This is a genomic window from Pseudactinotalea sp. HY160 (assembly GCF_009372055.1).
GTDB lineage: Bacteria > Actinomycetota > Actinomycetes > Actinomycetales > Beutenbergiaceae > HY158.
Map to the genome: position 1 here is coordinate 129,073 of NZ_WHMT01000002.1, position 25,559 is coordinate 154,631.

At 72.7% G+C, this 25,559-nt stretch carries 23 protein-coding genes and 2 tRNA genes; 6 read left to right on the forward strand and 19 right to left on the reverse strand.

The features are described from left to right. Nucleotides 1-150: 150 nt before the first annotated feature. From GCG21_RS03240 to GCG21_RS03255, 5 genes are all read right to left on the reverse strand, one after another. The gene (locus tag GCG21_RS03240) at nt 151-393 is read right to left on the reverse strand and encodes a toxin (RefSeq protein ID WP_370517238.1); all 243 of its coding nucleotides are present in this window, start codon (nt 391-393) and stop codon (nt 151-153) included. Next, the gene (locus tag GCG21_RS03245; protein WP_152818007.1) at nt 390-635 is read right to left on the reverse strand and encodes a ribbon-helix-helix protein, CopG family; all 246 of its coding nucleotides are present in this window, start codon (nt 633-635) and stop codon (nt 390-392) included. The genes GCG21_RS03240 and GCG21_RS03245 overlap by 4 nt, the downstream gene beginning before the upstream one ends. 110 nt (nt 636-745) lie before the next feature. Continuing rightward, nucleotides 746-889, reverse strand: coding sequence for a hypothetical protein (locus GCG21_RS16090; RefSeq protein WP_194164910.1), 144 nt, complete (start codon nt 887-889; stop codon nt 746-748). Between the two features lie 21 nt (nt 890-910). Beyond that, nucleotides 911-1,135, reverse strand: a complete 225-nt coding sequence (locus GCG21_RS03250; RefSeq protein WP_152817834.1) for a hypothetical protein — start codon at nt 1,133-1,135, stop codon at nt 911-913. A gap of 244 nt (nt 1,136-1,379) precedes the next feature. Beyond that, a tRNA-Ser gene (locus GCG21_RS03255) sits at nt 1,380-1,468 on the reverse strand. Between the two features lie 555 nt (nt 1,469-2,023). Here GCG21_RS03255 and GCG21_RS03260 point away from each other — a divergent pair. Further along, a complete protein-coding gene (locus GCG21_RS03260) occupies nt 2,024-3,574 on the forward strand; it encodes an HNH endonuclease signature motif containing protein (protein ID WP_152817835.1) in 1,551 nt (516 codons plus the stop codon). A 247-nt stretch (nt 3,575-3,821) separates the two neighbouring features. Here the strand turns inward: GCG21_RS03260 and GCG21_RS03265 are convergent, their stop codons facing one another. The 3 genes from GCG21_RS03265 to GCG21_RS03275 form a co-directional block, all read right to left on the reverse strand. Continuing rightward, nucleotides 3,822-5,336 (reverse strand): SulP family inorganic anion transporter, encoded by a 1,515-nt coding sequence (locus GCG21_RS03265; RefSeq protein WP_152817836.1) that lies wholly within the window; start codon nt 5,334-5,336, stop codon nt 3,822-3,824. Nucleotides 5,337-5,469: 133 nt separating this feature from the next. Further along, on the reverse strand, nt 5,470-7,686 hold the full coding sequence (locus GCG21_RS16095; RefSeq protein WP_194164911.1) for a glycoside hydrolase family 15 protein: 2,217 nt from the start codon (nt 7,684-7,686) through the stop codon (nt 5,470-5,472). Nucleotides 7,687-7,809: 123 nt separating this feature from the next. After that, complete coding sequence (locus GCG21_RS03275) at nt 7,810-8,574, reverse strand: TetR/AcrR family transcriptional regulator (RefSeq protein ID WP_152817837.1); 765 nt, start codon at nt 8,572-8,574, stop codon at nt 7,810-7,812. A gap of 149 nt (nt 8,575-8,723) precedes the next feature. Between GCG21_RS03275 and GCG21_RS03280 the strand changes: the two genes are divergently transcribed. After that, complete coding sequence (locus GCG21_RS03280) at nt 8,724-9,668, forward strand: NAD-dependent epimerase/dehydratase family protein (RefSeq protein WP_152817838.1); 945 nt, start codon at nt 8,724-8,726, stop codon at nt 9,666-9,668. Nucleotides 9,669-9,812: 144 nt separating this feature from the next. Here GCG21_RS03280 and GCG21_RS03285 read toward each other — a convergent pair. Further along, nucleotides 9,813-9,900, reverse strand: a tRNA-Ser gene (locus GCG21_RS03285). A gap of 57 nt (nt 9,901-9,957) precedes the next feature. Between GCG21_RS03285 and GCG21_RS03290 the strand changes: the two genes are divergently transcribed. Then, entirely contained in the window at nt 9,958-10,941 is a 984-nt protein-coding gene (locus tag GCG21_RS03290; RefSeq protein WP_152817839.1) for a zinc-binding dehydrogenase, read from the forward strand. Between the two features lie 102 nt (nt 10,942-11,043). Here GCG21_RS03290 and GCG21_RS03295 read toward each other — a convergent pair whose 3' ends face one another. Continuing rightward, on the reverse strand, nt 11,044-12,276 hold the full coding sequence (locus GCG21_RS03295) for an AGE family epimerase/isomerase (RefSeq protein WP_152817840.1): 1,233 nt from the start codon (nt 12,274-12,276) through the stop codon (nt 11,044-11,046). A 44-nt stretch (nt 12,277-12,320) separates the two neighbouring features. Between GCG21_RS03295 and GCG21_RS03300 the strand changes: the two genes are divergently transcribed. Then, nucleotides 12,321-13,058 (forward strand): bacterial proteasome activator family protein, encoded by a 738-nt coding sequence (locus GCG21_RS03300; protein WP_370517239.1) that lies wholly within the window; start codon nt 12,321-12,323, stop codon nt 13,056-13,058. A 386-nt stretch (nt 13,059-13,444) separates the two neighbouring features. Here the strand turns inward: GCG21_RS03300 and GCG21_RS16575 are convergent, their stop codons facing one another. Further along, nucleotides 13,445-14,470 carry an HAD hydrolase family protein gene (locus GCG21_RS16575; protein ID WP_370517240.1) on the reverse strand — a complete coding sequence of 342 codons (1,026 nt, stop codon included), beginning with the start codon at nt 14,468-14,470 and terminating at the stop codon, nt 13,445-13,447. Then, the gene (gene serS, locus GCG21_RS03315; RefSeq protein ID WP_370517241.1) at nt 14,467-15,738 is read right to left on the reverse strand and encodes a serine--tRNA ligase; all 1,272 of its coding nucleotides are present in this window, start codon (nt 15,736-15,738) and stop codon (nt 14,467-14,469) included. The genes GCG21_RS16575 and serS overlap by 4 nt, the downstream gene beginning before the upstream one ends. Nucleotides 15,739-15,895: 157 nt before the next feature. Here serS and GCG21_RS03320 point away from each other — a divergent pair, with 157 nt between their 5' ends. Continuing rightward, nucleotides 15,896-17,101 carry a diacylglycerol kinase family protein gene (locus GCG21_RS03320; protein WP_152817841.1) on the forward strand — a complete coding sequence of 402 codons (1,206 nt, stop codon included), beginning with the start codon at nt 15,896-15,898 and terminating at the stop codon, nt 17,099-17,101. 74 nt (nt 17,102-17,175) lie between these two features. Here the strand turns inward: GCG21_RS03320 and pheA are convergent, their stop codons facing one another. From pheA to GCG21_RS03345, 5 genes are all read right to left on the reverse strand, one after another. Then, complete coding sequence (gene pheA, locus GCG21_RS03325; protein ID WP_152817842.1) at nt 17,176-18,114, reverse strand: prephenate dehydratase; 939 nt, start codon at nt 18,112-18,114, stop codon at nt 17,176-17,178. A gap of 232 nt (nt 18,115-18,346) precedes the next feature. Next, entirely contained in the window at nt 18,347-18,637 is a 291-nt protein-coding gene (locus GCG21_RS03330; RefSeq protein ID WP_152817843.1) for a WXG100 family type VII secretion target, read from the reverse strand. Then, nucleotides 18,634-19,074 (reverse strand): hypothetical protein, encoded by a 441-nt coding sequence (locus tag GCG21_RS03335; protein ID WP_152817844.1) that lies wholly within the window; start codon nt 19,072-19,074, stop codon nt 18,634-18,636. Before GCG21_RS03335 ends, GCG21_RS03330 begins: the two co-directional genes overlap by 4 nt. Then, on the reverse strand, nt 19,074-19,817 hold the full coding sequence (locus GCG21_RS03340) for a hypothetical protein (RefSeq protein WP_152817845.1): 744 nt from the start codon (nt 19,815-19,817) through the stop codon (nt 19,074-19,076). The genes GCG21_RS03335 and GCG21_RS03340 overlap by 1 nt, the downstream gene beginning before the upstream one ends. After that, entirely contained in the window at nt 19,817-20,752 is a 936-nt protein-coding gene (locus tag GCG21_RS03345) for a hypothetical protein (RefSeq protein ID WP_152817846.1), read from the reverse strand. Before GCG21_RS03345 ends, GCG21_RS03340 begins: the two co-directional genes overlap by 1 nt. 210 nt (nt 20,753-20,962) lie before the next feature. Between GCG21_RS03345 and GCG21_RS03355 the strand changes: the two genes are divergently transcribed. Next, nucleotides 20,963-23,587: a hypothetical protein gene (locus GCG21_RS03355; protein WP_194164912.1), complete on the forward strand. Its 2,625-nt coding sequence runs from the start codon at nt 20,963-20,965 to the stop codon at nt 23,585-23,587. Nucleotides 23,588-23,695: 108 nt separating this feature from the next. Here the strand turns inward: GCG21_RS03355 and GCG21_RS03360 are convergent, their stop codons facing one another. Together GCG21_RS03360 and GCG21_RS03365 are read right to left on the reverse strand one after the other, a co-directional pair. After that, nucleotides 23,696-24,514 (reverse strand): glycosyltransferase, encoded by an 819-nt coding sequence (locus tag GCG21_RS03360; protein WP_370460163.1) that lies wholly within the window; start codon nt 24,512-24,514, stop codon nt 23,696-23,698. A 146-nt stretch (nt 24,515-24,660) separates the two neighbouring features. Further along, nucleotides 24,661-25,533, reverse strand: coding sequence for a DUF5926 family protein (locus tag GCG21_RS03365; protein ID WP_227993082.1), 873 nt, complete (start codon nt 25,531-25,533; stop codon nt 24,661-24,663). Nucleotides 25,534-25,559: the final 26 nt, after the last annotated feature.

The window sequence follows — 25,559 nt, forward strand, 5'->3', positions numbered from 1 at the left end:
ACATACATCCGCCCCGGCACCGATGCCCGGACAAGGTGTGCGGGTGCCGGTTCTTCCAGCAGGCTCTCGACTGCGCCGCGCCTGGGGTGAAGACGACGAAGCAGGCCGCGAAGCGGATCCCGGGAGTGTCTGTGGTCAACCGCGGCGAAGTCAAGGGAGCAGGCCCCAGTACTGCCGTCGAGCAGACATCGCATGGATGACGATCTCCTCGCCGCTGCGGAACATCAGGACGACGGTGTCAAGGAGCCGAGACGGGGTGTCGAACCCGAGCCGCAACTCGCGATGGGGCCACCCCTCATCCTCCAGCGGCTCGATCCACAGAGCCGGCTCTGCGGCCCGAATGGAGCCCTCGGGCCTCACCCCGTGCTTGAGCGCGCTGTCGTGGACCGTCACGCGGCGTAGGCGGCCAATGCCCGTCGGATCGCCTCCGAGCGCGACAGGTGCTCACGCTGCGCGTATGCGTCGACCGCCGCGAGCTCCTCGGTCGTCAACCGCAAAGCGATCACCTGCATCGGCTCGGCCCCGCGGCCCGGGCGTCCACGTCCGCGGCGCTTGATCTCCTCGACGTCGCAGCCGGCCTCCGCCTCGTCGGCCCACCGCTGGATCTGCTCATCCGTCACGCCGTCGCTCACCAGACGAAAATCGTATAACGAAATCCAGGCGACTGGAAGAACCGGAATGCGGCCGGGCGCAGCAGCCGCGCGCACACGGTCACCCGGGTCATGGATCGGAGCAGTTGCGGGCACTAGCCCAGCACTTCAGCGAGCCGCTTCGTCAGCGCCCGGTCGCGCTCCGCCGTCGCGTGCTGGTAGCGGCGCGCCACGGAGACGTCCGTGTACCCGCCACGGCGCAGCAGCTCGGCGAGGCGCTCCACGAGAGCCTCGAGCATGAACGAGGGGATCGCGATGCTTTACATGCCGTCTACCCTCGACGGCGTCGAAGGCGCGCCCGGCGCCTTCGAGTCGGCCCACCGCACGGGCGTCACCGCGTCGCGCTCAGCCTGCTCGATCATCACGCGCCGCTCCGCACGCGCTTGCGCCGGCGGCGAGTGTGCCGCGCACCTTCTCGGCCGCGCGAGCGTGAGCGCCGCACGGGCGTCGGTGAGGATGCCGTAGACGCCGAGCAAATGGATCACACCATCCGCGGAGAGCCTGACGCGACCGATCACCCCGCAGACTGATCCCACGAGGCATCTTCGCCGGTCTCGCCAACGAGTCCTCCACCCCTTCGACTCTCGCGGATCTCCGTGACAGCTGTGTGACCGCTTCCCGCCACGCCCTGCCATCCGGCGCCCACTCCCGCCCGCGTGCAAGCCCACCGTCACATTGCACGATGGCAACAGAAAACCCCGATCCCTCGAGGGAATCGGGGCTTCGCGGCGGAGACGGTGGGATTTGAACCCACGGAGGGCGTGAACCCTCACATCCTTAGCAGGGATGCGCACTCGACCAGGCTATGCGACGTCTCCTTGTGCTCCCACAGGGTACCCGGCCCGATGCAGGCTCGCAAAACCGGTGGAGCGCGCCCGGCGCGCGCCCTGCCAACCCCCCACACCGGCAGCCTACGGACGGCGCCCGGTCGCCCGGTCCCTCATCGCGCCTATTCGCGCCTACTCGCACCTACTCGCACCGACCGCCGGAGGACGCCCGGCGGACCGGGTCGGCTCCATCGGCTCGGTCGGCTCGGTCGGCTCCATCGGCTCCATCGGCTCCATCGGCTCGGTCAGCTCGGTCGACCCGGTCACACGTCGCGCATCGCACATCGACCGGATCTCGACTGAGGGTTGCGCCTCGAACATGCGTTCTATAGAATAGTAGAACGCGGACGATGGAGACGAAGGGAGGCGGTCACAGTGTCGACGGAGTCCATGGAGTCGATGGAGTCACCCCCTCCCGCCTCACCCGAGCATTCGGCCCGCGAGACGACCTCCCCCGATGGCACGCCCGGTGCACCGAGCACTCCCGCCACAGCCAGCACAACTGGCACAGCCAGCACGCCGAGCACAGCCGGCACGCCCGGCACGGTGACCGACCCGAGTGAGGCAGCGACCGGTCTCGAGGCGGCACCGACCCGCTTCGGCGACGCAGCGGTGGTCCGCGGCGGCACAACGGTGGCCGGCGGCGGCACATCGGCCCGCCCCCTCGACGACACGACTGTGCCCGACGATGTGGCGGTCGATGCGCGAGCGGTGGCACGACTCGGACGGGTCACCGCGGAGCTCGAGTCGCTGGCGCGGTTGGAGTGGTACGGCGCCTCCGGCGACGCCGTGCTCGACACCTTGGAGGAGGTCGAGCAGGCCCGGCGTCGCCTCGAGGCCGTGCGCGCCCGCGCCACCGCGGCGGCGGAGGCCGACGGGAGGTGGGCTCTCGACGGGTCGCGCGCGTTGGCGACCTGGCTGCAGTTCCACACCGGGGCCCAGCGCGGCGCGTGCCTCCAGCAGGTGCGAAACGCCCGCCGCTTGAACCTCGACCTGCCCGGCGCACTCGAGGCCCTGACCGACGGGCGCATCGGGGCCGACCACGTGGCCGTGCTCGTGCGCGAGTGCACCCGCACCCAACGGATGCGCAGGCAACTCGCCGACCCCGATATCGGCGAGACGTTCCTCGTGACCTCGGCCTCCCGACTCGACGCCGGCACGTTCACCTCCGTCGCAAAGGAGTGGGCGATCGCCGCCGACCCGGACGCCGCCGACCGCGCATGGCGCGAGGACGGCGCGAAGGAGGACGTCACCCTCGCCCACACGATCGACGGCTACCACCTTCAGGGCTGGCTCGATGAAGCCTCCGGGCGCATCCTGGACACCGCCCTGACCGCGCACATGGGGCGTGCCAGCGAGGCCGACGACCGCACGCCGGGGCAACGGCGTGCCGCGGCCCTGACCGAACTCGCCCAGGCGGATCTCGACTCGGGGCGCCTGCAGCCCTCGGCGCGGATCCGTCCCCAGATCACGCTGCACGTCCCCTGGGAGACGCTCCAGGCCCTCATCGCCGCCACCGCGAGCGCACGGCCCCGTTCAGGCGGTTGCACCGGGGCGCTCGGGGAGCGCCCCGACGACACCGAGTGGGCCCGGCAGTGGGGCCGCGACACCGACGACGAGCACCTCATCACCACCCGTCTCGACCACCGGAGGATGCGCGGGGTCGACCCGGCGACCTTCTCCGACGGAACCCCGCTCACGCCCGGGCAACTCTCCCGGCTCGCGTGCGACTCCCAGATCTCCAGGGTCGTGTTCGGGCCCGCCTCGACCGTTCTCGACGTGGGCCGGGAGCAGCGGATCTTCCCCGCGAACCAGGCCCGAGCGGTCATCGCCCGAGATCGACATTGCCAGTTCCCCGGCTGTCACGAGCCACCCGAATACGGCGAGATCCACCACTCGCTCTGGTGGGCCAAACACAACGGCCCCACCTCGGTCGGCCACGGGATACTGCTGTGCTGGAGCCACCACGACCTCGTGCACCAGCGCGAGATCACGATCGCCCGCCGCGACGGCCGATGGCACTTCACCCGTCACGGCCTGGTGATCACCGCACCCGAGCACTCACGCCGCGTGGACGACGCACGCGCCGCCACCTGACACGCGCCACCCAGCACCTGGCGCCTGCTACCTGGCGCCTGACGGCCGACGGCTGACGGCTGAGGGCTGAGGGCCGTCGGCTGAGAGCTGAGGACTCGGGCTGGGAGCTGAGAGCTGAGGGCTGAGGGCTGAGGGCTGAGGGCTGAGGGCTGAGGGCTGAGGGCTCCGGAGCATCCCCCGCAGCGCGCAACCGTGCCCGTGCAGCAGCGCGACAGTGACCGTGCAGCCCTGCCGCGGTGAACTCGACTCAGCTCAGCTTGCCGCTCATGCGGGTGTGCATGTACTCGCTCGCCTTGTTCAGGCCGACGATCTCGACGTCGATGCCGCGCTCGAGGTACTTCGTCGAGACGGCGTCGAGGGCGGCGACGGTCGAGGCGTCCCAGATATGGGAGCGGCGCATGTCGATGACCACCCGCTCCGGATCGCCCCCATAGTCGAACTGGGAGTAGAGGTCGTTGGACGAGGCGAAGAACAACTCCCCGGTGACCACGTACCGGGCGAGCCGGTCGCCCGGGCGAGCTACGTCGTCCTCGATCGTGCGCTCGAGCGTGACGAGGTGGGCGACCCGGCGGGCGAAGAGCACCATGGCCGTGAGCACGCCTGCGGCCACCCCGATGGCCAGGTTGCTCGTGGCCACGGTGAACACGACCGTCACCACCATGACCGCGGTCTCGCTCTTCGGCAGCGCGCGCAGAGTCGAGGGCCGGATGCTGTGCCAGTCGAACGTCGCCACCGAGACGAAGATCATCGTGGCCACGAGCGCGGCCATGGGGATGAGCGCCACGAGGTCGCCGAGCGCCACGACGAGCAGGAGCAGGAACACCCCGGCGAGGAGGGTGGAGATCCGCGAGCGCGCGCCCGAGGCCTTGACGTTGATCGTGGTCTGGCCGATCATCGCGCAGCCGCCCATGCCGCCGAAAAGGCCGGTGACCAGATTCGCCACGCCCTGGCCCCACGCCTCTCGGGTCTTGTTCGAACGGGTGTCGGTGACGTCGTCGACGAGCTTGGCGGTCATGAGCGACTCGAGCAGGCCCACGACGGCGACCGCGATCGCGTACGGGAAGATGACCCGCAGGGTCTCCAGGTTCACCGGCACGTCGGGCACCACGAGCGAGGGCAGCGAGTCGGGGAGCGCGCCCTTGTCCCCGACGGTGGGCACGGCCAGGCCCGCCGCCACGGTCACGGCCGTGAGCACGAGGATCGCCACGAGCGGGGCGGGCACGGCCCTCGTCAGCCGGGGCAGGCCGAAGATGATGAGCAGGGCGAGGGCCGTGAGGGGATACACGAGCCACGGCACCCCGAGCAGCTCGGGCACCTGGGCGAGGAAGATGAGGATCGCCAGGGCGTTGACGAAGCCGACCATCACCTGCCGCGGCACGAACCGCATGAGCTTGGCCACCCCGACCGCGGCGAGCACGATCTGCAGCACCCCGGCGAGCAGGATCGTCGCGATGAGGTAGTCGAGCCCGTGGCTCGCCACGAGCGGGGCGATGACGAGCGCGACGGCGCCCGTGGCCGCCGAGATCATCGCCGGGCGGCCGCCGACGAACGCGATCGTCACGGCCATCGTGAACGAGGCGAACAGTCCGATGCGCGGGTCCACCCCGGCGATGATCGAGAACGCGATCGCCTCGGGGATGAGCGCGAGCGCGACCACCAGACCACCGAGCACCTCGGTCCTGAGCAGCCGGGGCGTACGGAGCACGTGCCGCACGGAGCGGCGCTGAGCCGGGGTGTCGGCGGCGATGGTCGCGGCGGGCATGCGTCTCCAGATCGCGGGAGGCGCGAGCGCGCGCCGGGTCGCGGGCAGGATACGACACGGGCATCCCGGCGGCGAATCCCTCAGCCCGGCCGGCGGCGAAACCCTCAGCTCGGCCGGTGCGGCCGGATCAGAGTCAGTCCGGCCGGCGGCGCCGGATCAGGGTCGTGCCGGCCGTCGCCAGGAGCAACCCGCCGAGCACGAGGCCGGTGAGGAGCACCCCCGCCCGGGGCCGGGTCTCCCGTGCCCCGGCGCCCGTGGGCGAGACGGCCCCGGCCGCGTCCGCGCCCGCAGCATCGGCCGCGTCCGCCACATCGGCCGCACCGGCCAGATCGGCCACATCCGCGGGATCGGCGACGCCCTCACCGCCCGCCGTGCCCGGCTCCCCGGCCGTGCCCGCGGCCGGCTCCACCGCCGGATCACCGGTCACCTCCCGGGCGGGCCCCGCGGGCGGGGTCGGCAGCGGGTCAGCGAGCGCCTCGAGCGTGAGCAGCGTGAGCGCCGCCGTCCACGCAAGCGTCGCGGCATCTGCCGGGTCCCCCTCCGCCGTCACCTTCTCGGGGAACGCCCCGACGGCGGTACGGTGCGAATCGAGCCAGTCCACGAGCTGCGCGGCCCGCTCCGGAGTCTTTCCGTGGGCCCAGGCGAGCGCGAAGAACATCGTCTCCGGGGTCCAGCTCTCGCTCCGTGGCCACTGCGCCCCGGGGGTCACCCCGCCCGTGGGCTCGAGGAGCACGCGCCAGGTCGCGTCGATCGCCTCCCACATCGACTCGTCGGCCGGATTGAACGGCGGCGCGAGCCACGCGATCGCCGAATCGCTCCCGCTGCCCTCGACGATGGTGCGCTGGTAGCCGATCCGCCCGAACGCGGCCTCGATCCCGGCCGCGAGCCGGTCCGCGGCGGCGAACCAGCGGTCCGCATCGGCGAACCGGCCCGTGGTCTCGGCGATCGCGGCCGCCGCGCGCAGCCCGGCGAGCAGGGGCGCCGCCGTGCCGAGGTTCGGCGCCGGGTAGCTCGTCTCCCAATAGTCCGGCCGCGCCGGCGGCAACCCCGCCTCGCTCAGGGACGACGCAGCGACGTCCGCAGCGAGCCGCACCATGTCGTAGAACTCGGCCGCCGCCGCGGCCCGCTCGGATGTGGGCAGCGCCTGCAGGTACTGCCACACCGCCCAGGGAACGAAGCCGTTCGCGTCGAGCTGCCAGGGCCGATCGTCGGGCGGACCGGAGCCGTCGAGCCGGGTGCGCGCATCCCACGTTCCCACGAGGCAGTTCGCCTGCCGCCCGGTGCAGTCCCGGCGGAGCGTGGCGTCCTGATAGGCGAGGATCCGCCGAGCCTCCTCCAGGTGCCCGGCCCGGGCGAGGGCGACGGCCACGAACGCCGAGTCCCGCGGCCACGAGTACTTCCACGCGCTCCGCCAGGCGGCGGCGACGGCCCCGCTCTCCTGCAACAGTAGCCGCAGGTCGAGGAGTGCGCGCTCGGCGAGCTCTCGGTCACCGGGGGTGCGCCCCGGCACCGAACCGCTCGCGAGCCACGCCCGGCTCTCCTCGATCTGAGCGAGCGCCCCCGGGTCGCCCGCGGCCACGACGACCGGGTCCCCACCCTCGCCCGGCGCGTACAGCCACGGGCCGCCGGGAAGTGCGAGCACGCTCGAGCCCGGCACATACGACGCACCCGTCGCCGCGTACGCCGTGAGCGCGTGCGGGCGACCCGGCGCGCCGATCAGCCCCGCCGGGTACACGTGCCGCTCGGCCGCCGGCACGTGCCGCCAGCACTCGTTCAGGCCGGCGCATCCGTGCTCGCTCAGCGCGTCGTCGACGTAGAAGGCGAGATTCCAGTTCGTCAGGTGCGCGGCCCGGCCGCGGCCGTACTGGACCCAGCCGCCCCAGTGCTCGAGGTCGTAGTTCCAGCTCGGGATCGCGCCGGGTACCCGCGACCGGTTCCCGTGCCAGATCACCTCGCCGTCGGTGCCGCGCGCCTCGAGCACGATCGTGTACTCGTGGCCCGGCGCGAGGGCGACTCCGAGGTCGAACTCGAGCCAGCCCGCGCCGGTGCCGCCGCGCTCCCCCAGGTCGACGCGCGCGCGGGCGATCTGGGTGCCCGGGTCCGTCACGTCGGTGCGCACGGAGGCGACGACCTCACCCCGGCTCGACTCGCTCGCGATCCACGCCCCGAACGTCTCGAGCACCGCCGCGTCGGTCACGATCGTGACCGCGCCCGCCCGCCCGCCGGTGAGCGCGAAGTTCTCGCTCGCATGCCCCGGCTGCACCTCGTAGGTGCTCGCCGCGACCGCCTGCGGCGCGACACCTGCGAGCAGGGCGAGGGCGGCTACGGCGGCGAGGAGTCGTCGTCTCATGGTTTCCGAATTCGGGGGCGTGTGGACGGCGCACGCGCGGGTGGGCGCGGGCAGCTCACCTCGGGTCCGCACCTCGCCGTGCGGGCCCGGGACTCGCGGCTGCGGCACCGCGCGTGTTCCACCTCACACGGTAACAGTCCCGGCCGACGCCGCAGCGCCGGGCAGGCCGGGCAGGCCGAGCACGGCGGCCCGCGCGCGGGCCAACGCCTCGAGATTCTCGGCGGGGTGGTCGATGCTGCCCACGAAGTGGCCGAACAGCTCGAAGGAGATCGCGCCGAAGAGTTCCGACCATGCCCGCACCACGTCGATGGCGTCCTCGGCGGACACCTCCGCGGGGTCGAGGCCGAGGCGGGGCAGGCTCGCGCGGATCCGGTCGGCGTCCTCGCGCAGCCCGGCGCCCGGGGGATCCACGGCCTCGGGCGGATCGGTGCGCAGACCGAGCCGATGGGCATCGGCGACGATCGCCCCGAGGCGGGCGACCACGCGGGTCGCGGGGAGCACCGTGTCCTGCGGGGCGGCGTAGCCGAGCACGGGGGTGCCGTAGAGCAGGGCGTACTCGTGCGGATGCGCGACGCCCCAGTCGCGGGCGGCGAGCCACACCGTGACCCAGCGCCGGGTGACGTCCTCGACCGGCACCGCCTCGTCGGCCGCGATCACGAACGCGCCGAGGCGCTCGTAGGCGTCGACGATGAGCGCGGTGAGGAGATGGTCCCGGCTCGAGAAGTAGCGATAGACCGCCGAGGCGGAGATCCCGAGCTCGCGGGTGACGGAGCGGACCGACAGGCCCGCCGCGCCGACCCGGCCGAGCTGGCGGCGGGCCACGGCGATGACGTCCTCGATCATCGCGGCCCGGGCGCGGTCGCGCGCACTGGGAACCGGCTGCGACATCGCTTCTCCTCTCGACCGGCTCCTCGCCGGCCCGACGGTGCAGGCCTGCGACGGCTCGGCGGAAACGTGAACAGTGTTCTTGACAGCGACACTAGCGCGGGTGAACACTGTTCACAATAGAGATCACCGTTCACATCTTGGGAGTCGTCATGTCGACAGTCGTCGTTCTCGGGGCCGGACCCATCGGATCCGCCACCGCCGCCCTGTTCGCCGAGCGGGGTGAGACCGTCCGGCTCCTCAGCCGGTCCGGCCGGGGCCCCACCGGGCCCCGGCTCACGACGGGCACCGTCGATGCCGCGGACGCGGACGCGCTGCGCGCGGCGACCGCGGGCGCCGACGTCATCGTCAACGCGATCAACCTGCCCTATCACCAGTGGTCGAGCGGATGGCCGCCGATCCATCGGGCGATCCTCGCGGCCGCCGAGAGCAGCGGCGCCGTGCTCGCCGTCGCGGGCAGCTTCTACGGCTACGCCCCGGGGCGCAGCCCGATGACGCCCGACCTGCCACTCGAGCCGGCCACCCGCAAGGGCGCGATCCGGGCCCGCATGTGGACGGAGATCCTCCGCGCCCACGAGGCCGGTCGGGTCCGCGCGCTCGAGGTCCGCGCCTCCGACTACGTCGGCCCGCAGGTCACCTCGCCGCTGGGCGCCCACGCCGGACCGCGCCTTCTCGACCCGGTGCTCCGGGGCCGGCGTGCCTGGGTGGTCGGGGATCCGGATGCCCCACACACGTGGACCTCGATCGACGACATCGCCCGCACGATCGTCACCCTCGCCGCCGACGAGCGCGCCTGGGGCCGGGCGTGGCACGTGCCGAGCGCTCCGGCCCGCTCGATCCGCGACGTCGCGGGCGACTACGCCCGCGCCGCCGGGCTCGACTCCGCGACGGTCTCCCGCATCCCCCGCGCCGCCCTCCGGGCGATCGGGATCGCCCAGCCGCAGCTGCGCGAGGTGCTCGAGATGCTCTACCAGTTCGACGCGCCGTTCGTGGCCGACCACGAGGAGACCACCCGCGTCTTCGGCCTCGACCCCACCCCCTGGAAGGAGACGGTCGCGGCCGTCGTCGCGGCGCGCGTCCCGGCCCGGGAGAGGTGATTCACCCGCGGACCTCGCTGGCGTGAGAGGCCGAGCCCGCCGCCGCCTGGGCTCCGTCGGTCCCTCGACTCCATCACCGCGGCCGACGTCGGCGCGCTGTGGCCGGCACGGCCGATACGGCCGACACGGCCACGACATTCCTACTGGCGGAGGGTAAGGGATTCGAACCCTTGGTGGGTCGCCCCACAACGGTTTTCAAGACCGTCACATTCGGCCGCTCTGTCAACCCTCCCGGCCCTTATTGTGGCCCATCGCGGGCCCCGCGCGCACATCCGCGTAGGCTGGGCGGATGCGGGCGATGATCATCGACGAATCGGCACCGGGCACGCTCATCGAGGCGGATGTGCCCACCCCCGACCCCGGGCCGGGGCAGGTCCTCGTCGAGGTGGCGGCCGCGGGCGTGAACCGGGCGGACCTGCTCCAGCTCGCCGGTCTGCACCCGCCGCCCGCCGGGGCGCCGCCGTGGCCCGGCCTCGAGGTCTCCGGGCACGTCGTGGCCGCCGGCGAGGGCGTCGACCCCGCGCTCATGGGGGCGGCCGTGGCCGCGCTCGTGGACGGCGGCGGGTACGCCGAGCTGTGCCTCGCCCATGCCGACGACCTCGTCGTGCTGCCGGGCGGCTACGACGTCGTGGCGGCCGGCGGCCTGCCCGAGGCCGTGGCCACCGCGTACTCCAACCTGACCGGGCCCGGCGGCCTCGACCCGCGGGACAACACGGGCCGCACCGTGGTCGTGCACGGCGGCTCCGGCGGCGTGGGGTCGATCGCGATCCAGTGGCTGCGGGCGACCGGCGCGGTCGTCTTCGCCACGGCGGGCGGACCGGACCGCGCCGCGCGCTGTGACGCGCTCGGGGCCTACGGCATCGACCACCGCAGCGAGGACTTCGTCCGGCTCGTGCGTGAGGCCACGGGGGAGCGCGGCGTCGACGTCATCCTCGACGTCGTCGGCGCCGCCTACCTCGAACGGAACGTCAGTGCGCTGGCCGAACACGGCCGGCTCGTGATCATCGGGATGCAGAAGGGCACGACCGGCGAGGTGAACCTCGCCCCGCTGCTGTTCGGCTGGCGCTCGATCCACGGCACGGTGCTGCGGAACCGGACCCGCGACGAGAAGGCGGGCATCCTCGCCGACGTGCGCCGCGACGTCCTCCCGCTCATCGAACGCGGGCAGGTGCGAGTGTTCGAACACGAGCGCCTCCCCCTCGCCGAGGCCGCGCGGGCGCACGCGGCGATGGCGGCCGGGGAGGTCTTCGGCAAGGTGCTGCTCCTGCCCTGAGCCCGAGCTGTGGCTCGGGTACCGGCGGCGCGGGCACCGGCGACCTGGGTACCGGCGGTACCTGCAACCGGGGCACCGGTGGCTCGGGGCAGGAGCGCGGGCTCAGGTGTCGAGGAGTCCCCGCTCGATCGCGGAGGCGAGCACGGGCGCGAGCGGCAGCCGGCCGAACAGGGTGGCCTGCGCGGCGTGATAGATGTCGGGCTTGCCGTCCCACACCGTCGCGCTCGGCCCGTTCTCCGGTGACAGCTCGTGGATCCACGAGCCGTGCTCGGCGTCGATCAGGTGAACGGCGGTGTACTCCCACCACAGCTGGTACCACGCGTCGTAGCGGTCGTCGCCGGTGAGGCGGAAGAGCGCCGCGGCGGCCCCGAGGGCCTCGGCCACCACCCAGTGCATCCGCTCGCGCACGAGCGGCGCCCCGGAGAAGTCGACCGTGTAGATGAAGCCGTCGTCGCCGTCGACACTCCATCCCTGCTCCACCCCGGCCTCGAACAGGGCGGTCGCGGCCTCGAGCAGGAAGCCGGGGCAGTCGCGCCCGCGCGCCTCGAGCGCGGCGCGCACGTCCAGGGCGAGGCGGGCCCACTCGAACCAGTGCCCGATCGTGGCCCCGGCCGGGCGGAACGGGTGCGCGGGCGTGTCGGCGTTGTAGTCGAGCAGCGGGTTCCAGTCGGCGTCGAAGTGCTCGGGGATGCGCCAGTCGGTGCGGCGCGCGAAGTCGTCGAGCACGCGGGTCGTGATCGCGAGCGCCCGGTCGAGCCATACGTCGTGGCCGGTGGCGTCGGCGGCCGCGAGGTAGGCCTCGACCGTGTGCATGTTGGCGTTGACCCCGCGGTAGTCCTCAAGCTCGGTGAAGGCCCGATCCCAGCATTCGACGACCATCCGGTCCTCCTCCCGCCAGAACCGCCGTTCGGAGACGGTCAGGGCGCGCGCGAGCAGCTCGGACGCGCCCGGGCGGCCGGCGACGGTGGCGCTCGCGGCGGCGAGGATCACGAAGGCGTGGGCGTAGGCGGGCTTGGAGTCGTCGAGCGGGCCGTCCGGGCCGATGGCGGCGAACCAGCCGCCGTGGTCGCCGTCCGCGAACGGGCCCGCCAGTGCCCGCAGCCCGTGGTCGACCTGCGTGGCGGCGCCGGGGCGGCCGAGGAGGGCCGCGAGCGCGAAGGTGTGCACCATCCGGCACGTCACGTACAGCTCGCTGCCGCGTTCGGCGACCACCTCGCCGTCGGAGTCGAGGTAGCCGAAGCCCTCCGGGGTGGCCGCATCGGCGGCGAAGCCGACGAGCGCATCGAATTCGGATTCCAGCCACCGGGCATGGGCGGGCGATCTCAACCAAGTCATGCCTCACAGCGTAGCGGCGAGAACGGATGGGGCATGATGGAGGAATGACTGAGCACGCGGATGTCGACAGCGGGCGGGAACACGGTCAGGGGCGCGGCCAGAGTCGCGGGCAGGGAAGCGGACAGAGTCGCGGGCGGGGACGGGAGCCGGACGCGCAGGCGAGTCCCGCCGGCGCGCCCGGCGAGGGGGCCGAGGACCGCACGGAGAACACGGAGCACCCGGAGAATACGGAGAACACGGGGAACCCGGGGCACCGCCCGAAGGTCGTCATCGCCTCGGCTGAGGGCGTGAGCATGGCCGATCCGGACGAGGATCCGACGGCCGCCGTCGAGGAGCCGGCGAAGGTCATGCGGATCGGCATGATGCTCAAGCAGCTGCTCGAGGAGGTCAAGGCCGCCCCGCTCGACGAGGCCGCCCGCGACCGGCTCGCGGAGGTGCACGCCCGATCGGTCGCCGAGCTGCGCACCGGGCTCTCGGAGGACCTCGCCGCCGAGCTCGACCGAATCACGCTGCCGTTCTCGGACGACGCCGCCCCGTCCGACGCCGAGCTGCGGGTCGCGCAGGCGCAGCTGGTGGGCTGGCTCGAGGGCCTCTTCCACGGCATCCAGACCGCGCTCGTGGCCCAGCAGATGATGGCTCAGAATCAGCTCGCGACGATGCGCCGGGCGCTCCCGCCCGGGATGACCCTGCCCGTCCACGGTCGCCTCGGCCAGCAGAGCGGGCAGGGTGGGCAGGCTGAGCAGAGCGGGCAGGGGCAGGATCGGCCGGGTCAGTACCTCTGACGGGCCCCTGAAGGAGCACTGGCGGGCCCCTGAAGGAGCACTGACGAACCCTGACGAGCCCTGGCGAGCACTGACGAGCACTGACGAGCCCTGGCGAGCACTGACGAGCCCTGCGGGGCCACGGCGCCCCGAGAATGACCTCTCTGGGCCGCTCTGGGCCGTTGCGTGACCGCTCTCTGGGCCGCTCTGGGCCGTTGCGTGACCGCTCTCCGGGCCGCTCGGGCCGTTGCGTGACCGCTCTCCGGGCCGCTCGGGCCGTTGCGTGACCGCTCTCTGGACCGCTCTGGGCCGCTCGGGGCCGTTACGTGCGCATGGACGACGCCCGGTCGCCCCGCGCGGGCGCCGTCACCGGATCGGGGGGCGGCTCAGTAGATCAGAGGTGCGGCTCAGCGCGGGTCCGGCAGCGGGTCCGAGGAACGCCGGCTGCCCAATGAATCCGGGTAGAGGCCGCTGAGCACGGGCACGAGGCCGTTCTCGGCGACGCTGCCGGTGGTGTAGTCGGCGGCGGCCCGGGTGATCTCGTCGGCGTCGCCCATCGCGATGCCGTAGCCGGCCCAGCCGAGCATGTCGATGTCGTTGCGGCCGTCGCCGGCCGCGAGCGTCGAGGCGCCGTCGACCCCGAGCCGCTGCCGCACGACCTCGAGGGCGGAGGCCTTGGAGACGCCCGCCGGGCTCAGGTCGAGCCACGCGGTCCAGCCCACGGCGTAGGAGACGCCGTGCAGACCGGTGCGGTCCACGAGCTCGTGGAAGTCCGCGGCGGTCAGGTCGGGCGCCCGCACGGTCACGCGCGAGGCCGCCGATCGGCTCAGCTCGTCGAAGGGGACGACGTCCTGACGGCCGGTGAGCTCCCCGAGCGGGAACGGCTCGGTGACCATGAACCCCTCGCCGAGGACCTCCACGGCATAGAGGGCGTCCGGCACGTGTTCGCGCAGCTTGCGCAACGCGGGCTCCGGGTCGAAGGTGACGAGGTCCTCGACCGTGTACGGGATCGACGAGATCGAGCCACGCGCCGCTCCGTGCGCACCGTCCCGGTCGGCACCGGCCCGATCGGCACCGTCCGTCCCGGCCCCGTGAGCACCATCCGATCCGACCCCGTCGGCCCCCGGGGCCCGATCCGATCCTCCGCCGCGAGTGCGATCGCCGTAGCGGATCGTCACGGCCCCGTTCGAACAGACGGCCCAGCCGGAGGAGAGGCCGAGCTGCTCGATCACCGGCAGCACGGCGGTGAGCGAACGGCCGCTTGCGAGCACGAGGTGAGTGCCGTCGTCCACAAGCTGGTCGATCACGGCGGTGACCTCGGGGGCGAGGGAGCCGTCGTGGCCGAGGATCGTGCCGTCGATGTCGAGGGCGACGAGGGTCCCGGCGCCGGGGGTGAGGGTGAGCAGGGCACCGGGGAAGTACGGGGGCGTCACGTGAGCGGCTCCAAGATCTCGCGGCCGCCGAGGTAGGGGCGCAGCGCGTCCGGCACGGCGACCGAACCGTCGGCGTTCTGATGGTTCTCCAGCAGCGCGACGATCCACCGGGTGGTGGCGAGGGTGCCGTTGACGGTGGCGACCGGCGCGGTGCCGTCCTCGCCGCGCTCCCGCACCCCGAGCCGGCGGGCCTGGAAGGTGGTGCAGTTCGAGGTCGAGGTGAGTTCGAGGTAGCGGGACTGGGTGGGCAGCCAGGCCTCGCAGTCGTACTTGCGGGCGGCCGAGGTGCCGAGGTCGCCGGCGGCCGTGTCGATCACCCGGTACGGCAGGCCCATCGCGGTGAGCATCTCCTCCTCGTAGGAGAGGAAGGCCGCGTGCTCGGCGGCCGCCTCCTGCGCGCGCACGTAGGAGAACATCTCCACCTTGTGGAACTGGTGCACCCGGATGATTCCGCGGGTGTCCTTGCCGTGGGAGCCGGCCTCGCGGCGATAGCACGCGGACCAGCCGGCGTACCGGCGCGGCCCGGCGCTCAGGTCGATGATCTCCCCGCTGTGATAGCCGGCGAGCGCGACCTCGGAGGTGCCCACGAGGTAGAGGTCGTCGGCCTCGAGCCGGTAGATCTCCTCGGAGTGCTCACCGAGGAAGCCGGTGCCGGCCATGATGTCGGGGCGCACGAGGGTGGGGGTGATCATCGGGGTGAACCCGTGCTCGAGCGCCGTGTCCATCGCGAGGTTGAGCAGCGCGAGCTCGAGCCGCGCCCCGATGCCGGTGAGGAAGTAGAACCGCGATCCGGACACCTTCGCGCCGCGTTCGGTGTCGATCGCGCCGAGCCGCTCCCCCAGGTCGAGGTGGTCGCGCGCGGGGAAGCCCTCGGCCTCGAAGTCGCGCGGGCTCCCGACGTGGCGGAGCACCACGAAGTCGTCCTCGCCGCCGGCGGGAACCCCGTCGAGCACGAGGTTCGGAACCGAACGCAGGAGCGCGCCGGCCTCCTCCCCGGCGGCGTCGGCCTCGGACTCGGCGGCCTTGACCCGCTCGGTGAAGCGCTTCGCCTCGGCCAGCAGCGCCGGGCGGTCCTCTGCGCTCGCCTTGCCGACCGCGCGGGAGGCCGCCTTCTGCTCCGCGCGGAGCGACTCGAACATGGTGAGCAGGCTGCGGCGGCGTTCGTCCGCGGCCAGCACCTCGTCCACGAGCTCGGGGTCGGCGCCGCGGGCGAGCTGGCTCCGGCGGGCTCGGTCGGGGTTGTCACGAAGTGCCTTGAGGTCGATCACCTTCCCGAGGGTATCGTCCCCGGGCGCGGCACCGTCGAAGGCCGGGCGCGGCACCGTCGAAGGCCGGGCGCGGCACCGCCCGAGGGCCGGGTGCGGCGCCGTGAGGGTTCCCGCGTGGTCCCGGATGGATCGGGGCGGCGGGCGCTAGCGTGAGCGCATGGCGTGGGAACAATGGGTGAGCATCGCCGCACTGGTGGCCGCGACCATCGCGGTGATCGTCGGTGTGCTCGTGCTCAGGCGGATCAGTTCGCGGGCGAGCGCCGCCCGCCCGCTCGAGGGCGAGGAGTCCGCCGACCGGGCCGGCGGGCCGCCGGCGTTCGTCGTCAATCCGACCAAGGTCTCCTCCCTCGAGGCGTTCCGCGACCTGGGGGCGCGCACGGCGGCCGAGGCCGGCCTGGGCGAGCCGCTGTGGTTCACCACGACCCCGGAGTCCTCCGGATCCGAGCAGGCGAGCGAGGCGGTCCGGGCCGGCGCGAGCGTCGTCATCGCGGTCGGCGGCGACGGCACGGTGCGCGAGGTCGCGGCGGGCCTGTCGCGCTCCGGCGTGCCGATGGGTCTGATCCCGATGGGCACCGGAAACCTGTTCGCCCGCAACCTGGACCTGCCGGTCAACGGACTCGAGCAGCTCATGCTCACGGCCCTGACCGGTGCCGATCACCGGATCGACCTGGGGTGGGTGCGCCCCGAGCTGGCGCGCGCCCCCACGGACGGCGTTCCCTCGGACGACCCCCTCACGGACGGCGTTCCCTCAGACGACGCCCCCGCCGCCGAGCGGGGAGGGTCGACCGCCCGGGACGGCGGCAATCGTCCCCACCCGGGCGACGAGGCGTTCCTCGTCATGTCGGGGGTCGGGTTCGATGCCGCGATGGTCGCCGGGGCGGACGACGAGCTCAAGTCCCGGCTCGGCTGGCTCGCCTACTTCCTCGTCGGCGCCCGGCACCTGCACGGACGCAAGGTGCAGATCGGGGTGCAGATCGGCTCCGGTCCGGTCCACAACCGCAAGCTCCGCTCGCTGCTCGTGGCGAACGTCGGGAAGCTGCCCGGCGGGTTCGTGCTCTTCCCCGACGCCGCCCCGGACGACGGCCGGCTCGACGTCGCCGCCCTCGACACCCGCGGTGGCCTGTTCGGCTGGGCTTCGCTGTTCGGCACCGTGATCATGCAGGGCATCGGCATCCGCTCCACGCGTCCGACCATCGCGTCGAATATCGAGTTCTGGCGCGGCAGCCGGGTGGCGGTGCGGCTCGAGGAACCCGAGCCGCTCCAGGTCGACGGCGACCTCGTGGGTCGGGTGACCGGGGCCGAGTTCTGGCTCGAGGAGGGCGCGCTCGTCGTGCGCACCCGCCGCACGAGCGCGGCCGGCTGACCCCTGCCCAGATCGGCCCAGATCAGGCCGGGTCGATCCCGGGTCGATCCAGGGTCGATCCGGGGGCGATCGGGTCAGTCCGGGTGGACGCCCTCGCGCAGGCTCGCCACCCAGTCCCGCCCGCGCCGGAAGGCCTCGTCCGTGAAGCCCGGCCGGGGAACGGATCCGGGCCCGTCCACCCGCGGATAGGAGCCGAGGAACTGCACGCGGGGGCACACCCGGTGCAGCCCCACGAGCGCGGCCGCGACCCGCTCGTCGTCGATGTGGCCCTCGGCGTCGATCGAGAACATGTACCGGCCGAGCACGTCGCCGGCGGGCCGGGACTCGATGCGGCTCAGGTTCACCCCACGCGCCGCGAACTGCTCGAGCATCGTGAGCAGCGCCCCGGCCTCGTTGTCGGCGAGCTGGACCATGAGGGTCGTCTTGTCCTGCCCGGTTCGCTCCAGGATCGGACCCGGGCGGGAGGCGACCACGAATCGGGTGACCGCGCTGGAGTTGTCGCCGATGTCCTCCGCGAGCACGTCGAGTCCGTAGTCGATCGCGGTGAGCGGGGCGGTGATCGCGGCGTCGTAGCCGGCCGCCTCGTCGCCGATGAGGCCGGCGCCCCCCGCCGCGGTCGAGGTGGCGGGCACGTGCACGGCTCCGGGCAGGTGCGCGCCCACCCAGCGGCGGCACTGGGCCCACGCGTGCGGGTGGGTGGCGATCCGGCGCACCTGCCCGAGCGTGGTGCCCGGGAGCGCGGCGAGCACGAACTGCACCCGCACGAGGGCCTCGCCCACGATCACGAGCGGCAGCCCGGAGGCGAGGGTGTCGAGGGTGGCGCTCACCCCGCCCTCGATCGAGTTCTCGATCGGCACGACCGCGCGATCGGCCGCGCCGGTGCGCACGGCCTCGAGCGCGCCCGGCACGTCGGTCATCGGGAGGGCCTCGTCGGCGTGAGGGTCCCACACCTGCCGGAGCGCCGCCTCGGTGAACGTCCCCGCCGGCCCCAGATAGGCGTACCGCAGTCCCATGTCGGCCTCCCGGCGAATCGTGCGGGCACTCCTGCCGGTGCACCGCGGTCCCACGTACTCCAAGCGCTCCGAATACTCTCAGCACTCTCGGCACTCCGACTACTTGTCTGCACTGTAGCGCGGGCGCGCGGGCGTCCCGCGCACCGCCTGCCACCCCGTCACCTCGCCCCGCCGATCGGGCTACGCGACCGGAACGGCGTACGGACGGCGGGAGGCGCCGTCCGTACGCCTCTCACCAGCCGTTGACGATGGTGTTCTCGGTGGTGGTGTAGTCGGAGTTGCCGGTGGCGATCGTCAGGGCGATCGTGTTGAGGGTCCCGGCCATGTCGGCGAGGCCCCGGCGCCACTCCAGCATGCGCTGCTGGTAGTTGAGCGAGGCCTGCCCGGTCCAGTCCTGCTCGAGGTGGGTGAGGTCGGCCTCCATCACCTCGAGGATGTCGGTGACGTTGCGGAAGCACAGGTCGACATCCGCCTCCACCCCCGCGAGGTGGTCGGTCGAGACCGCGATCGCCTCGATGTTCATCGCTGGGCTCCGTTCTGTCCGTGGGGTCGCAGGATCCGCTCGTAGGCGGCGTCGAGGCCGGCGAAGCTCTCGTTGACCCCCTCGAACCGGGACCCCTGGGTGCGCTGGTCCTGCTCCCGCAGCCCCATGGTCACGGCGGCGAGCCGCTGCGCGCCCTCGTCGCGGATGCGGGCCGCGAGCGGGGTCTCGTCGGTCCCGGAGAGCACGTCGGCCAGGGTGGTCATCCCGGCGTCGATGCGTTGCTGCAGGGTGCGCCAGTCGGCACCGAACTCCCCGTCGCGGGCCTTCTGGGCGTACTCGGCGTCCTTACCCGCGTTCTTGCGGGCCATCTCCTCACGGTCGCGCTGGATCTCGGCCGCGGATTCGCGCAATTGACTCGTGGCGGCACGCATGTCGGCGAGCAGGTCGTCGATGCGGCGTCGGTCCAGGGGGTCCATCAGGCGACTCCGAAGGCGTTGGCGGTGGCACCACGGGCGGTGGTGGCCGCGCGGATGTTGTGGGCGGCCGTGGCGACCGTGGCCGCGGTCTTGATGGCGGCGGCCACCTTGGTGAGGATCTCGATCACGTGCGAGAACCGCTCGATGAAGTTGACGACCTTGGTGATGGCGTCGATGCCCTTGCGGAACTTGTCGAGCGCGACCACCGTGTTGATCGCCCCGTCGATCGCGCCGGCGATCCACCCGAACACGGGCACCGCGGCCTCGATCGCGATCCGGGTGGCCCAGTCGCCGAGCCATCCGAGGATGCCGTAGAGCAGTTCCACGGACGTCGTGAGCAGGTCCCGCAGGGCGTTGCTCGTCTCGACCATCGCCGCGCAGCCCTCCTCGTAGCTCGAGAAGTTCTCGGCCACCGATCGCAGCCGCGAGCTGTAGGCCTCGGCCGCGTCACCGGTCCAGAACGACGAGCGGTCCGAGGCCATCCGGTTGTAGTTCTCGCCCACGGTGTTCACCGCGAGGCCGACCTGGGTCCAGGCCATGGCGGAGGACTCGAACAGGCCCCAGTCGCCGATGAGATCCTTGGTCAGTTCGATCAGGGGCGAGAATCCGAGCAGTTGCTCGCAGACCCAGTCGACCCCGCCGATGAGCGGGCCCGCCGCCCATCGCAGCTCGGTGCCGTAGTCCGTCCCGAGCACGGGCGGCGGCATGAGGAACCCCTCGGCGTCGGTGATGGTGATGCTCATCAGTTCGCCCAATCCACGTTGTCTCGGCCGGTGGCCGGGCCGTCGGCCAGGTCGCTCATGCGATCGGCCCGGTCGTCGGCGGTGTTCGCCTCCTGCACGGCACCGTAGGCGCCGGTGGCGGAGTTGTAGAGGCCGTAGACGTCTCCGGCGGCCCGGGTCGTGCGCGAGGTCATGTTGTTGTTCACCCAATCGGACGTGGCGGGCGGGGCGTCGATCCCGGCGTAGTTGTAGACGGCCCGCTCGCCGCCGGCGTGCCAGGAGTCGGTCCGCTCACTCCACCGGTCACGCAGCTGGTCGGCACCGGTCGGCGCCGCCGGGAGCCGGTTCGGGTCGTCACCGAGCAGCCAGGCCTCATAGCGGTCCCGCAACGGGTGGCCGCCGGATGCATCGGCCCAGCTCGCGAGCGTCCTGTCGGCGGCGGTGGCCTGCGAGTGTCGGCTGCCGGAGAACGGGTCGCCGAGCTCGCGCTCGGCCCACCTGCTGGCGACGTCGCGGCCGTAGCCTCCCGTCGCGTCCATCAGCGGGGTGCCGGGATCGGGCGCGGCCAACGGGTCGAGCTCCACGGCCGACGACGACGCCCCGCCCCCCTGCCCGTACGACATGGTGGGCGTCTCGTAGTCGTCGCTCATCTCCTGGCCGATGCCGTTGAAGCCGGTGCCGAGCCCCTCGTCCACGTCCTTGTAGGCCTGCAGGGTCTCCGCGGACTTGGTCTCGATCGCCTGCGCGACGGTCTCACCGTCCGCCAGGCCGGCCACGGCGTTGTCCCGCGCGCTGTTGTACAGGCCCGAGAGGCACATCATCGCCAGTCCCGTGGCATCGCCGAGATTCGTGTGCTCGGCCACATAGGAGCGAATGCCGCTCATGTATCCGGCCTGCCGACCCGCGGCGTCCACGGCGCTGTCGAATATCGACGGCACCACTGCGAAATCGCCCATTGTCTTCCTCATCTCGCCGAACGTCTCTGCTGGATACCCTAACGGGAGCTCGAGACGGCGGGAATGGTCAGGACTGTCCACGGATAGTTCTGCCCATCGCGCACTGGGCACCGCCGGCCGGCCCACGCGGGCCGGACGGTGCGGGCGAATCGACACAATGGCCCGGGGATGAGCACGGTTCCCCCATATCCGGCCCCTAGGCTGTGGGGAATGATCTCCCGACGCCTGCTCCAGCGCGCGGCCGCGGCCCTTCTGGGCATCGTCGCCGTGGTGGTGCCGTCGTTGCCGGCCCCCGCCGCGGCCGCGCCGACCCCGGACCCCGTCGTGGTCATCGGCGCCGCCGGGTTGAGCTGGGAGGACATCGATCCGGAGACCACCCCGGCGCTGTGGTCGCTCGCCGAGGAGGGCGTCGGGTCCCTCGTGGTGCGGTCGGTGCGGCGCACCACGTGCCCGCTGGACGGCTGGCTCGCCCTCAACGCCGGTGACCGGGCGGCCGATGTGAGCTCGCGCTGCCGCGGGCTCACCGAGCCCGTCGACGGACGGATATCGGACTGGCCGGAGATCGCCGGTGCGGTCGCCGACCAGAAGTTCACCGCGACGCTCGGAACGTTCTCGACCCTGCTCGACCGGGCCGGTGTCACCGCCACCTCGATCGGGCCGGGGGCGGCCGTGGCGCTGGCCGACGCCGATGGCACGGTCACGAATCACCTCGACCGGGTCGCGGCCGGGTTCGGGCTCACCGCTCAGGTCTCCAGGGCGGCGAGCTCGGCGGACCTGCTCGTCATCGACGCGGGCAGTATCCGCCCGGCCACCGAGGCCACCTACGGCGGCGCGGACCAGCACCATGCGGACCAGGTGCGCACCCTGAACCGGCGGGTCGGGGCCATCCTCGAGGGCATCGCGGCCGCGGGCACCGATCCGGTCATCCTGCTCGCCGGGATCGCCGACACCGACTCTCCGGGTCTGCGCACGCTCGCGATCTCCGGACCGGGGTGGGGCACGGGAGAGCTCGTCTCCGCCTCCACCCGGCAGCCCGGCTTCGTGCTCGCGACCGACCTGCAGCCGACGATCTTCGAACTCCTCGGGGTGCGCTCGACGTTGCCGGCCGAGCTCCCCGGGGCGCCCGCCACGCTTCTTCCGTCCGACGAGCCGAGCACCGAGCTCGTGGCCGCCGCGATCGACCGCAACATGCATGCGCAGGCCGCCTCCCCCCTGACGAGCACCTTCTTCCTCGTCATGGTGGTCATCAACCTGGCCCTGTTCGCGGTCGTCGCCCTCGGGCTCAAACGGCCGACCATCGCCCGCATGACCAAGTGGTGGCGCAAGCGCTTCTCCCGCTCGCACGGCCCCGACGGCGGCGCGCACCATGGGGCACAGGGCCCCCAGGGAGCACTGGATGCACAACGCGCAGGCGGTTCAGTCGAATCAGTCGGATCAGGCGGATCAGGCGGATCAGGCGGCTCAGTCGGCGCAGCCGGGTCAGTCGGTTCAGCCGGATCAGGCGGCTCAGGCGGTTCGGCCGGATCAGGCGGTTCAGGCAGTTCAGGCGGATCAGCTGATGCCGACGATTCGGTGGACGCCTGGCTGCCCCCGCGCACCTGGGTGCTGCGGGTGCTGCGGACCGCCGCGATCTCCATCAGCGCCCTGCCCGTGGCCTCGTTCCTCGCCGATCTGCTGCCCTGGTGGCGCGCGAGCGCACCCGGACTGGCCCTCGCCGCCGCGACCCTCGGCTGGATGGCACTCCTCGCCGTCGTCGCGCTCGCGGGCCCGTGGCGCAGGCACGTGCTCGGCTCGGCGACCGTGATCGCCGCCGTGACCGCGGGGGTGTTGGCGATCGACATCTACTTCGGTGCGGCCCTCCAGATCGGGGCGATCATGGGCAGTCCGGCCCTCGTGGCCGGCCGCTTCTACGGCATGAACAACACGGCCTTCGCGCTGTTCACCGCCTCGATCCTCATCGTGACGATCTCCCTCGCGCAGCCCTTTGCGCGCCGCGGACGGCGGTGGGCGGCCGTGGGCGTCATCGCCGTCGTCGGCCTCGTGGCCACGATCATCGACGGCGCCCCGGCGTTGGGTGCCGATTTCGGCGGCCCGCCCGCCCTGCTGCCCGCGTTCGCGATCATGGCGCTCATCACCCTCGGCGTGCGGCTCACGTGGAGGCGGGTGATCGGGGTGCTCGTCGTGGCCGGCGTGGTCACGCTCGCGATCTCCTTCATGGACTGGCTCCGCCCGCCCTCGGAGCGCACCCACCTGGGCATGTTCTTCGAGACCCTCCTCAGTGGGGACGTCTTCCCGGTGATCTGGCGCAAGCTGGATCAGAACCTGACGATCCTGTTCGGGAACCGGCCCCTCACTCTGCTCGCGATCTGCGGGGTGCTCACGGTCGTGTTCGTGCTCGCCCGGCCGATCCGCGGGGCGATCATCGATCCGCACGGCGGGCGCTTCGCCTGGCTCTCCCAGGGCACGCCGATCAGCCGCATGGGCGAGCGCAGCCCGCTGCTCGGCGCGGGGATCGTGGCCTCGGGGGTCGCCGGCGCGATCGGGATGGCGGTGAACGACTCCGGCGTCGCGATCCCCGCGAACATGGTCGCCATCACGGTGCCGCTGCTGCTTGCGGCCTGCGCGACGTGGATGCTCACCCTCGAGTCGCCGGACGCCGGGGGGACGGCGAGCACACCGGGCCACCCGAATCACTCAGGCAACTCAGAGCACCCAGACGACCCAGTCCACCCAGACCACCCAGACGACTCAGAGCACCCAGACCACCCAGAGCCTTCGGAGCACTCAGAGCCTTCGGAGCACTCAGGCCCCTCGGGTCCCTCCACCTCGCGCTGAATTCGCCCGGGCTCGCGCGGACGCGCACCGGGTTGCCCCGACTCCCCCGCCCCGCGGACCCTCCGCAGGCCTCGGTCGCCGAGCGGGCCTCGGCTCGCGGGGCGCGGCTCAGCTCGGCTGCGCGCGGGAGGCGGTGAGTTCGTACCGCCGGAACTTGCGGGCGGTCACGGCCGCCATGACGGAACGCAGCTGCGCGGCCCGGTGGAGGTTGCCGGCGAGGTCGTTCCCGGAGGGGCGGTGCCGCAGGTCGCAGGGCACCTCGACCACGCCGTAGCCCTGCATGAGCAGGTCGATCGTCATGCCCGTCTCGACCCCCCAGCCGTGCGCGAGCGGGGTCGCCGCGTCGAACGCCTCGCGGGTGAGGCAGCGCTGACCGCTGAGCGGCTGATCCGGCGACCAGCCGGTCGCGTTGTGAATGGACCTCCGGGCGAATCCGGTCACGATGCCGCGGCCGCCGGCGCCCTGCTGGGGCGGCAGGGTCGCGATCGACAGGTCCGCGCTCCCCGAGAGCACCGGCGGCACGAGCGGGGCGGCGTTGACGGCCGTCTCCCCGAGGTCGGCGTCGAGGAAGAGCAGCATCCGCGGCGAGGCTCCCGGATTGTCGCGCATCGCGACGACCGAGGCGCCGGTCTCCATCGCGGAGGCCTTGCCGCGGTTGACCGAGTGCCGCACCACGACCGCCCCCGCGGCGCGGGCCCGGTGCTGGGTGTCGTCGCTCGATCCGTCGTCGACGACGAGCACGAGGTCCACGTGCGGGATCGCCCGGGCGGCACGAACGGTCGCGGCCACCCGGTCCTGTTCGTCCTTGGCCGGGATGATCGCGGCCACGCGCTGGCCGGCGTCCGCGGCATGGCCGGCACGAGCATGCACGGGTCCACGGCGGACGACGCGGAGGGGTTGCGATTCGGGCCGGTCCTGCGTGCTCACGCCGTCAAGCCTAGTACGCCGTCCGGCGTGTCCGTGCGCCGTCCACGGCGTTTCCGGCCCGCCGGCCGCCGCGCGGAGCGCCCCGACCCGCCAGAACCCGCGAGATCGAGCCGAAACCTCCGCTAGAGTTTTATTTAGATCACTCTTTACCGGAGCGTTACCTGGCGGGAGACGAGTCCAGCCCGGGCGCGACGCTCGTCGGCATCGAGCGGTTCGGTCACTGCGACGGCGTCCGCGAGCCTCGGTTCGAAGGCACCGAGATCGAGCTCGTCGGCCTCGGTCCCCGGAGCCAGCTCCCACACCGGCATGACGATGCCGTTCGACCGGAACGTGCCGATGAGCCGGGCGGCGTCGGAGACCGCGGACTCGCGCCGTGCGTGCAGTCGGGCGAGCCCGTCGAGCAGGGCCTCCTCCGGCTCGGGGCGCGCCCAGCGCAGGAACTCGCGCTCACCCATCCGGCACCAGTAGGCACCGTCCACGCCCGCGACCTTGACTGTCGGAACGATCGATCCGGCGGACTCCTCGAGGGCGGCCTTGACCTGGGGGTCGGACGCCTCGGTCGTGGCGTAGCCGAAGTCGTCGTGCACGGTGACCTCGAACGGCCGATCGAGCTCGAGCACGTCCTGGAGTCGCGGCCCGGGCCCGGGCAGGCCGGGCAGGTGGAGCGACTCGCCGGGGTCGAGGTCGAGGGCGGCGATGAGCGCCGCGGCCGCGTCGCGCGACGGATCCTGCGAGGAGGTGACGACCTGGAGCGCGACGAGCACCTCGCCGTCCTCACGCTTCATCGCCGGCCAGATCATCGGCAACAGCGTGACGATCGTGACGTCCTGGCCGCCATAGGCGGCCGTCGTGCGCACGCGGGCGCTCGCCGCGGGCACGACCTCGCGCAACGCGACCCAGTCGACCTCCCCGGGCAGGCCCTCGAACGGACGGGACGGCGCGGCGACCGCGGCCTTGCGGGCGGCCCGCCGCGCGGCGACCTTCTCGTTGGGGGCGCTCTTCTTGCTCCGTTTTGCCATGGTTGCACTGTAATGCAGGCGGTCGG

What these genes read in the sequence shown, in the direction of transcription:
- GCG21_RS16090 (WP_194164910.1), bottom strand. Translation starts at nt 889, where the DNA reads ATGCTCGAGGCTCTCGTGGAGCGCCTCGCCGAGCTGCTGCGCCGTGGC.
- GCG21_RS03265 (WP_152817836.1), bottom strand. Translation starts at nt 5,336, where the DNA reads ATGCCCGCCGCGACCATCGCCGCCGACACCCCGGCTCAGCGCCGCTCC.
- GCG21_RS16095 (WP_194164911.1), bottom strand. Translation starts at nt 7,686, where the DNA reads ATGAGACGACGACTCCTCGCCGCCGTAGCCGCCCTCGCCCTGCTCGCA.
- GCG21_RS03275 (WP_152817837.1), bottom strand. Translation starts at nt 8,574, where the DNA reads ATGTCGCAGCCGGTTCCCAGTGCGCGCGACCGCGCCCGGGCCGCGATG.
- GCG21_RS03280 (WP_152817838.1), top strand. Translation starts at nt 8,724, where the DNA reads ATGTCGACAGTCGTCGTTCTCGGGGCCGGACCCATCGGATCCGCCACC.
- GCG21_RS03290 (WP_152817839.1), top strand. Translation starts at nt 9,958, where the DNA reads ATGCGGGCGATGATCATCGACGAATCGGCACCGGGCACGCTCATCGAG.
- GCG21_RS03295 (WP_152817840.1), bottom strand. Translation starts at nt 12,276, where the DNA reads ATGACTTGGTTGAGATCGCCCGCCCATGCCCGGTGGCTGGAATCCGAA.
- GCG21_RS03300 (WP_370517239.1), top strand. Translation starts at nt 12,321, where the DNA reads ATGACTGAGCACGCGGATGTCGACAGCGGGCGGGAACACGGTCAGGGG.
- GCG21_RS03320 (WP_152817841.1), top strand. Translation starts at nt 15,896, where the DNA reads ATGGCGTGGGAACAATGGGTGAGCATCGCCGCACTGGTGGCCGCGACC.
- pheA (WP_152817842.1), bottom strand. Translation starts at nt 18,114, where the DNA reads ATGGGACTGCGGTACGCCTATCTGGGGCCGGCGGGGACGTTCACCGAG.
- GCG21_RS03330 (WP_152817843.1), bottom strand. Translation starts at nt 18,637, where the DNA reads ATGAACATCGAGGCGATCGCGGTCTCGACCGACCACCTCGCGGGGGTG.
- GCG21_RS03335 (WP_152817844.1), bottom strand. Translation starts at nt 19,074, where the DNA reads ATGGACCCCCTGGACCGACGCCGCATCGACGACCTGCTCGCCGACATG.
- GCG21_RS03340 (WP_152817845.1), bottom strand. Translation starts at nt 19,817, where the DNA reads ATGAGCATCACCATCACCGACGCCGAGGGGTTCCTCATGCCGCCGCCC.
- GCG21_RS03345 (WP_152817846.1), bottom strand. Translation starts at nt 20,752, where the DNA reads ATGGGCGATTTCGCAGTGGTGCCGTCGATATTCGACAGCGCCGTGGAC.
- GCG21_RS03355 (WP_194164912.1), top strand. Translation starts at nt 20,963, where the DNA reads ATGATCTCCCGACGCCTGCTCCAGCGCGCGGCCGCGGCCCTTCTGGGC.
- GCG21_RS03365 (WP_227993082.1), bottom strand. Translation starts at nt 25,533, where the DNA reads ATGGCAAAACGGAGCAAGAAGAGCGCCCCCAACGAGAAGGTCGCCGCG.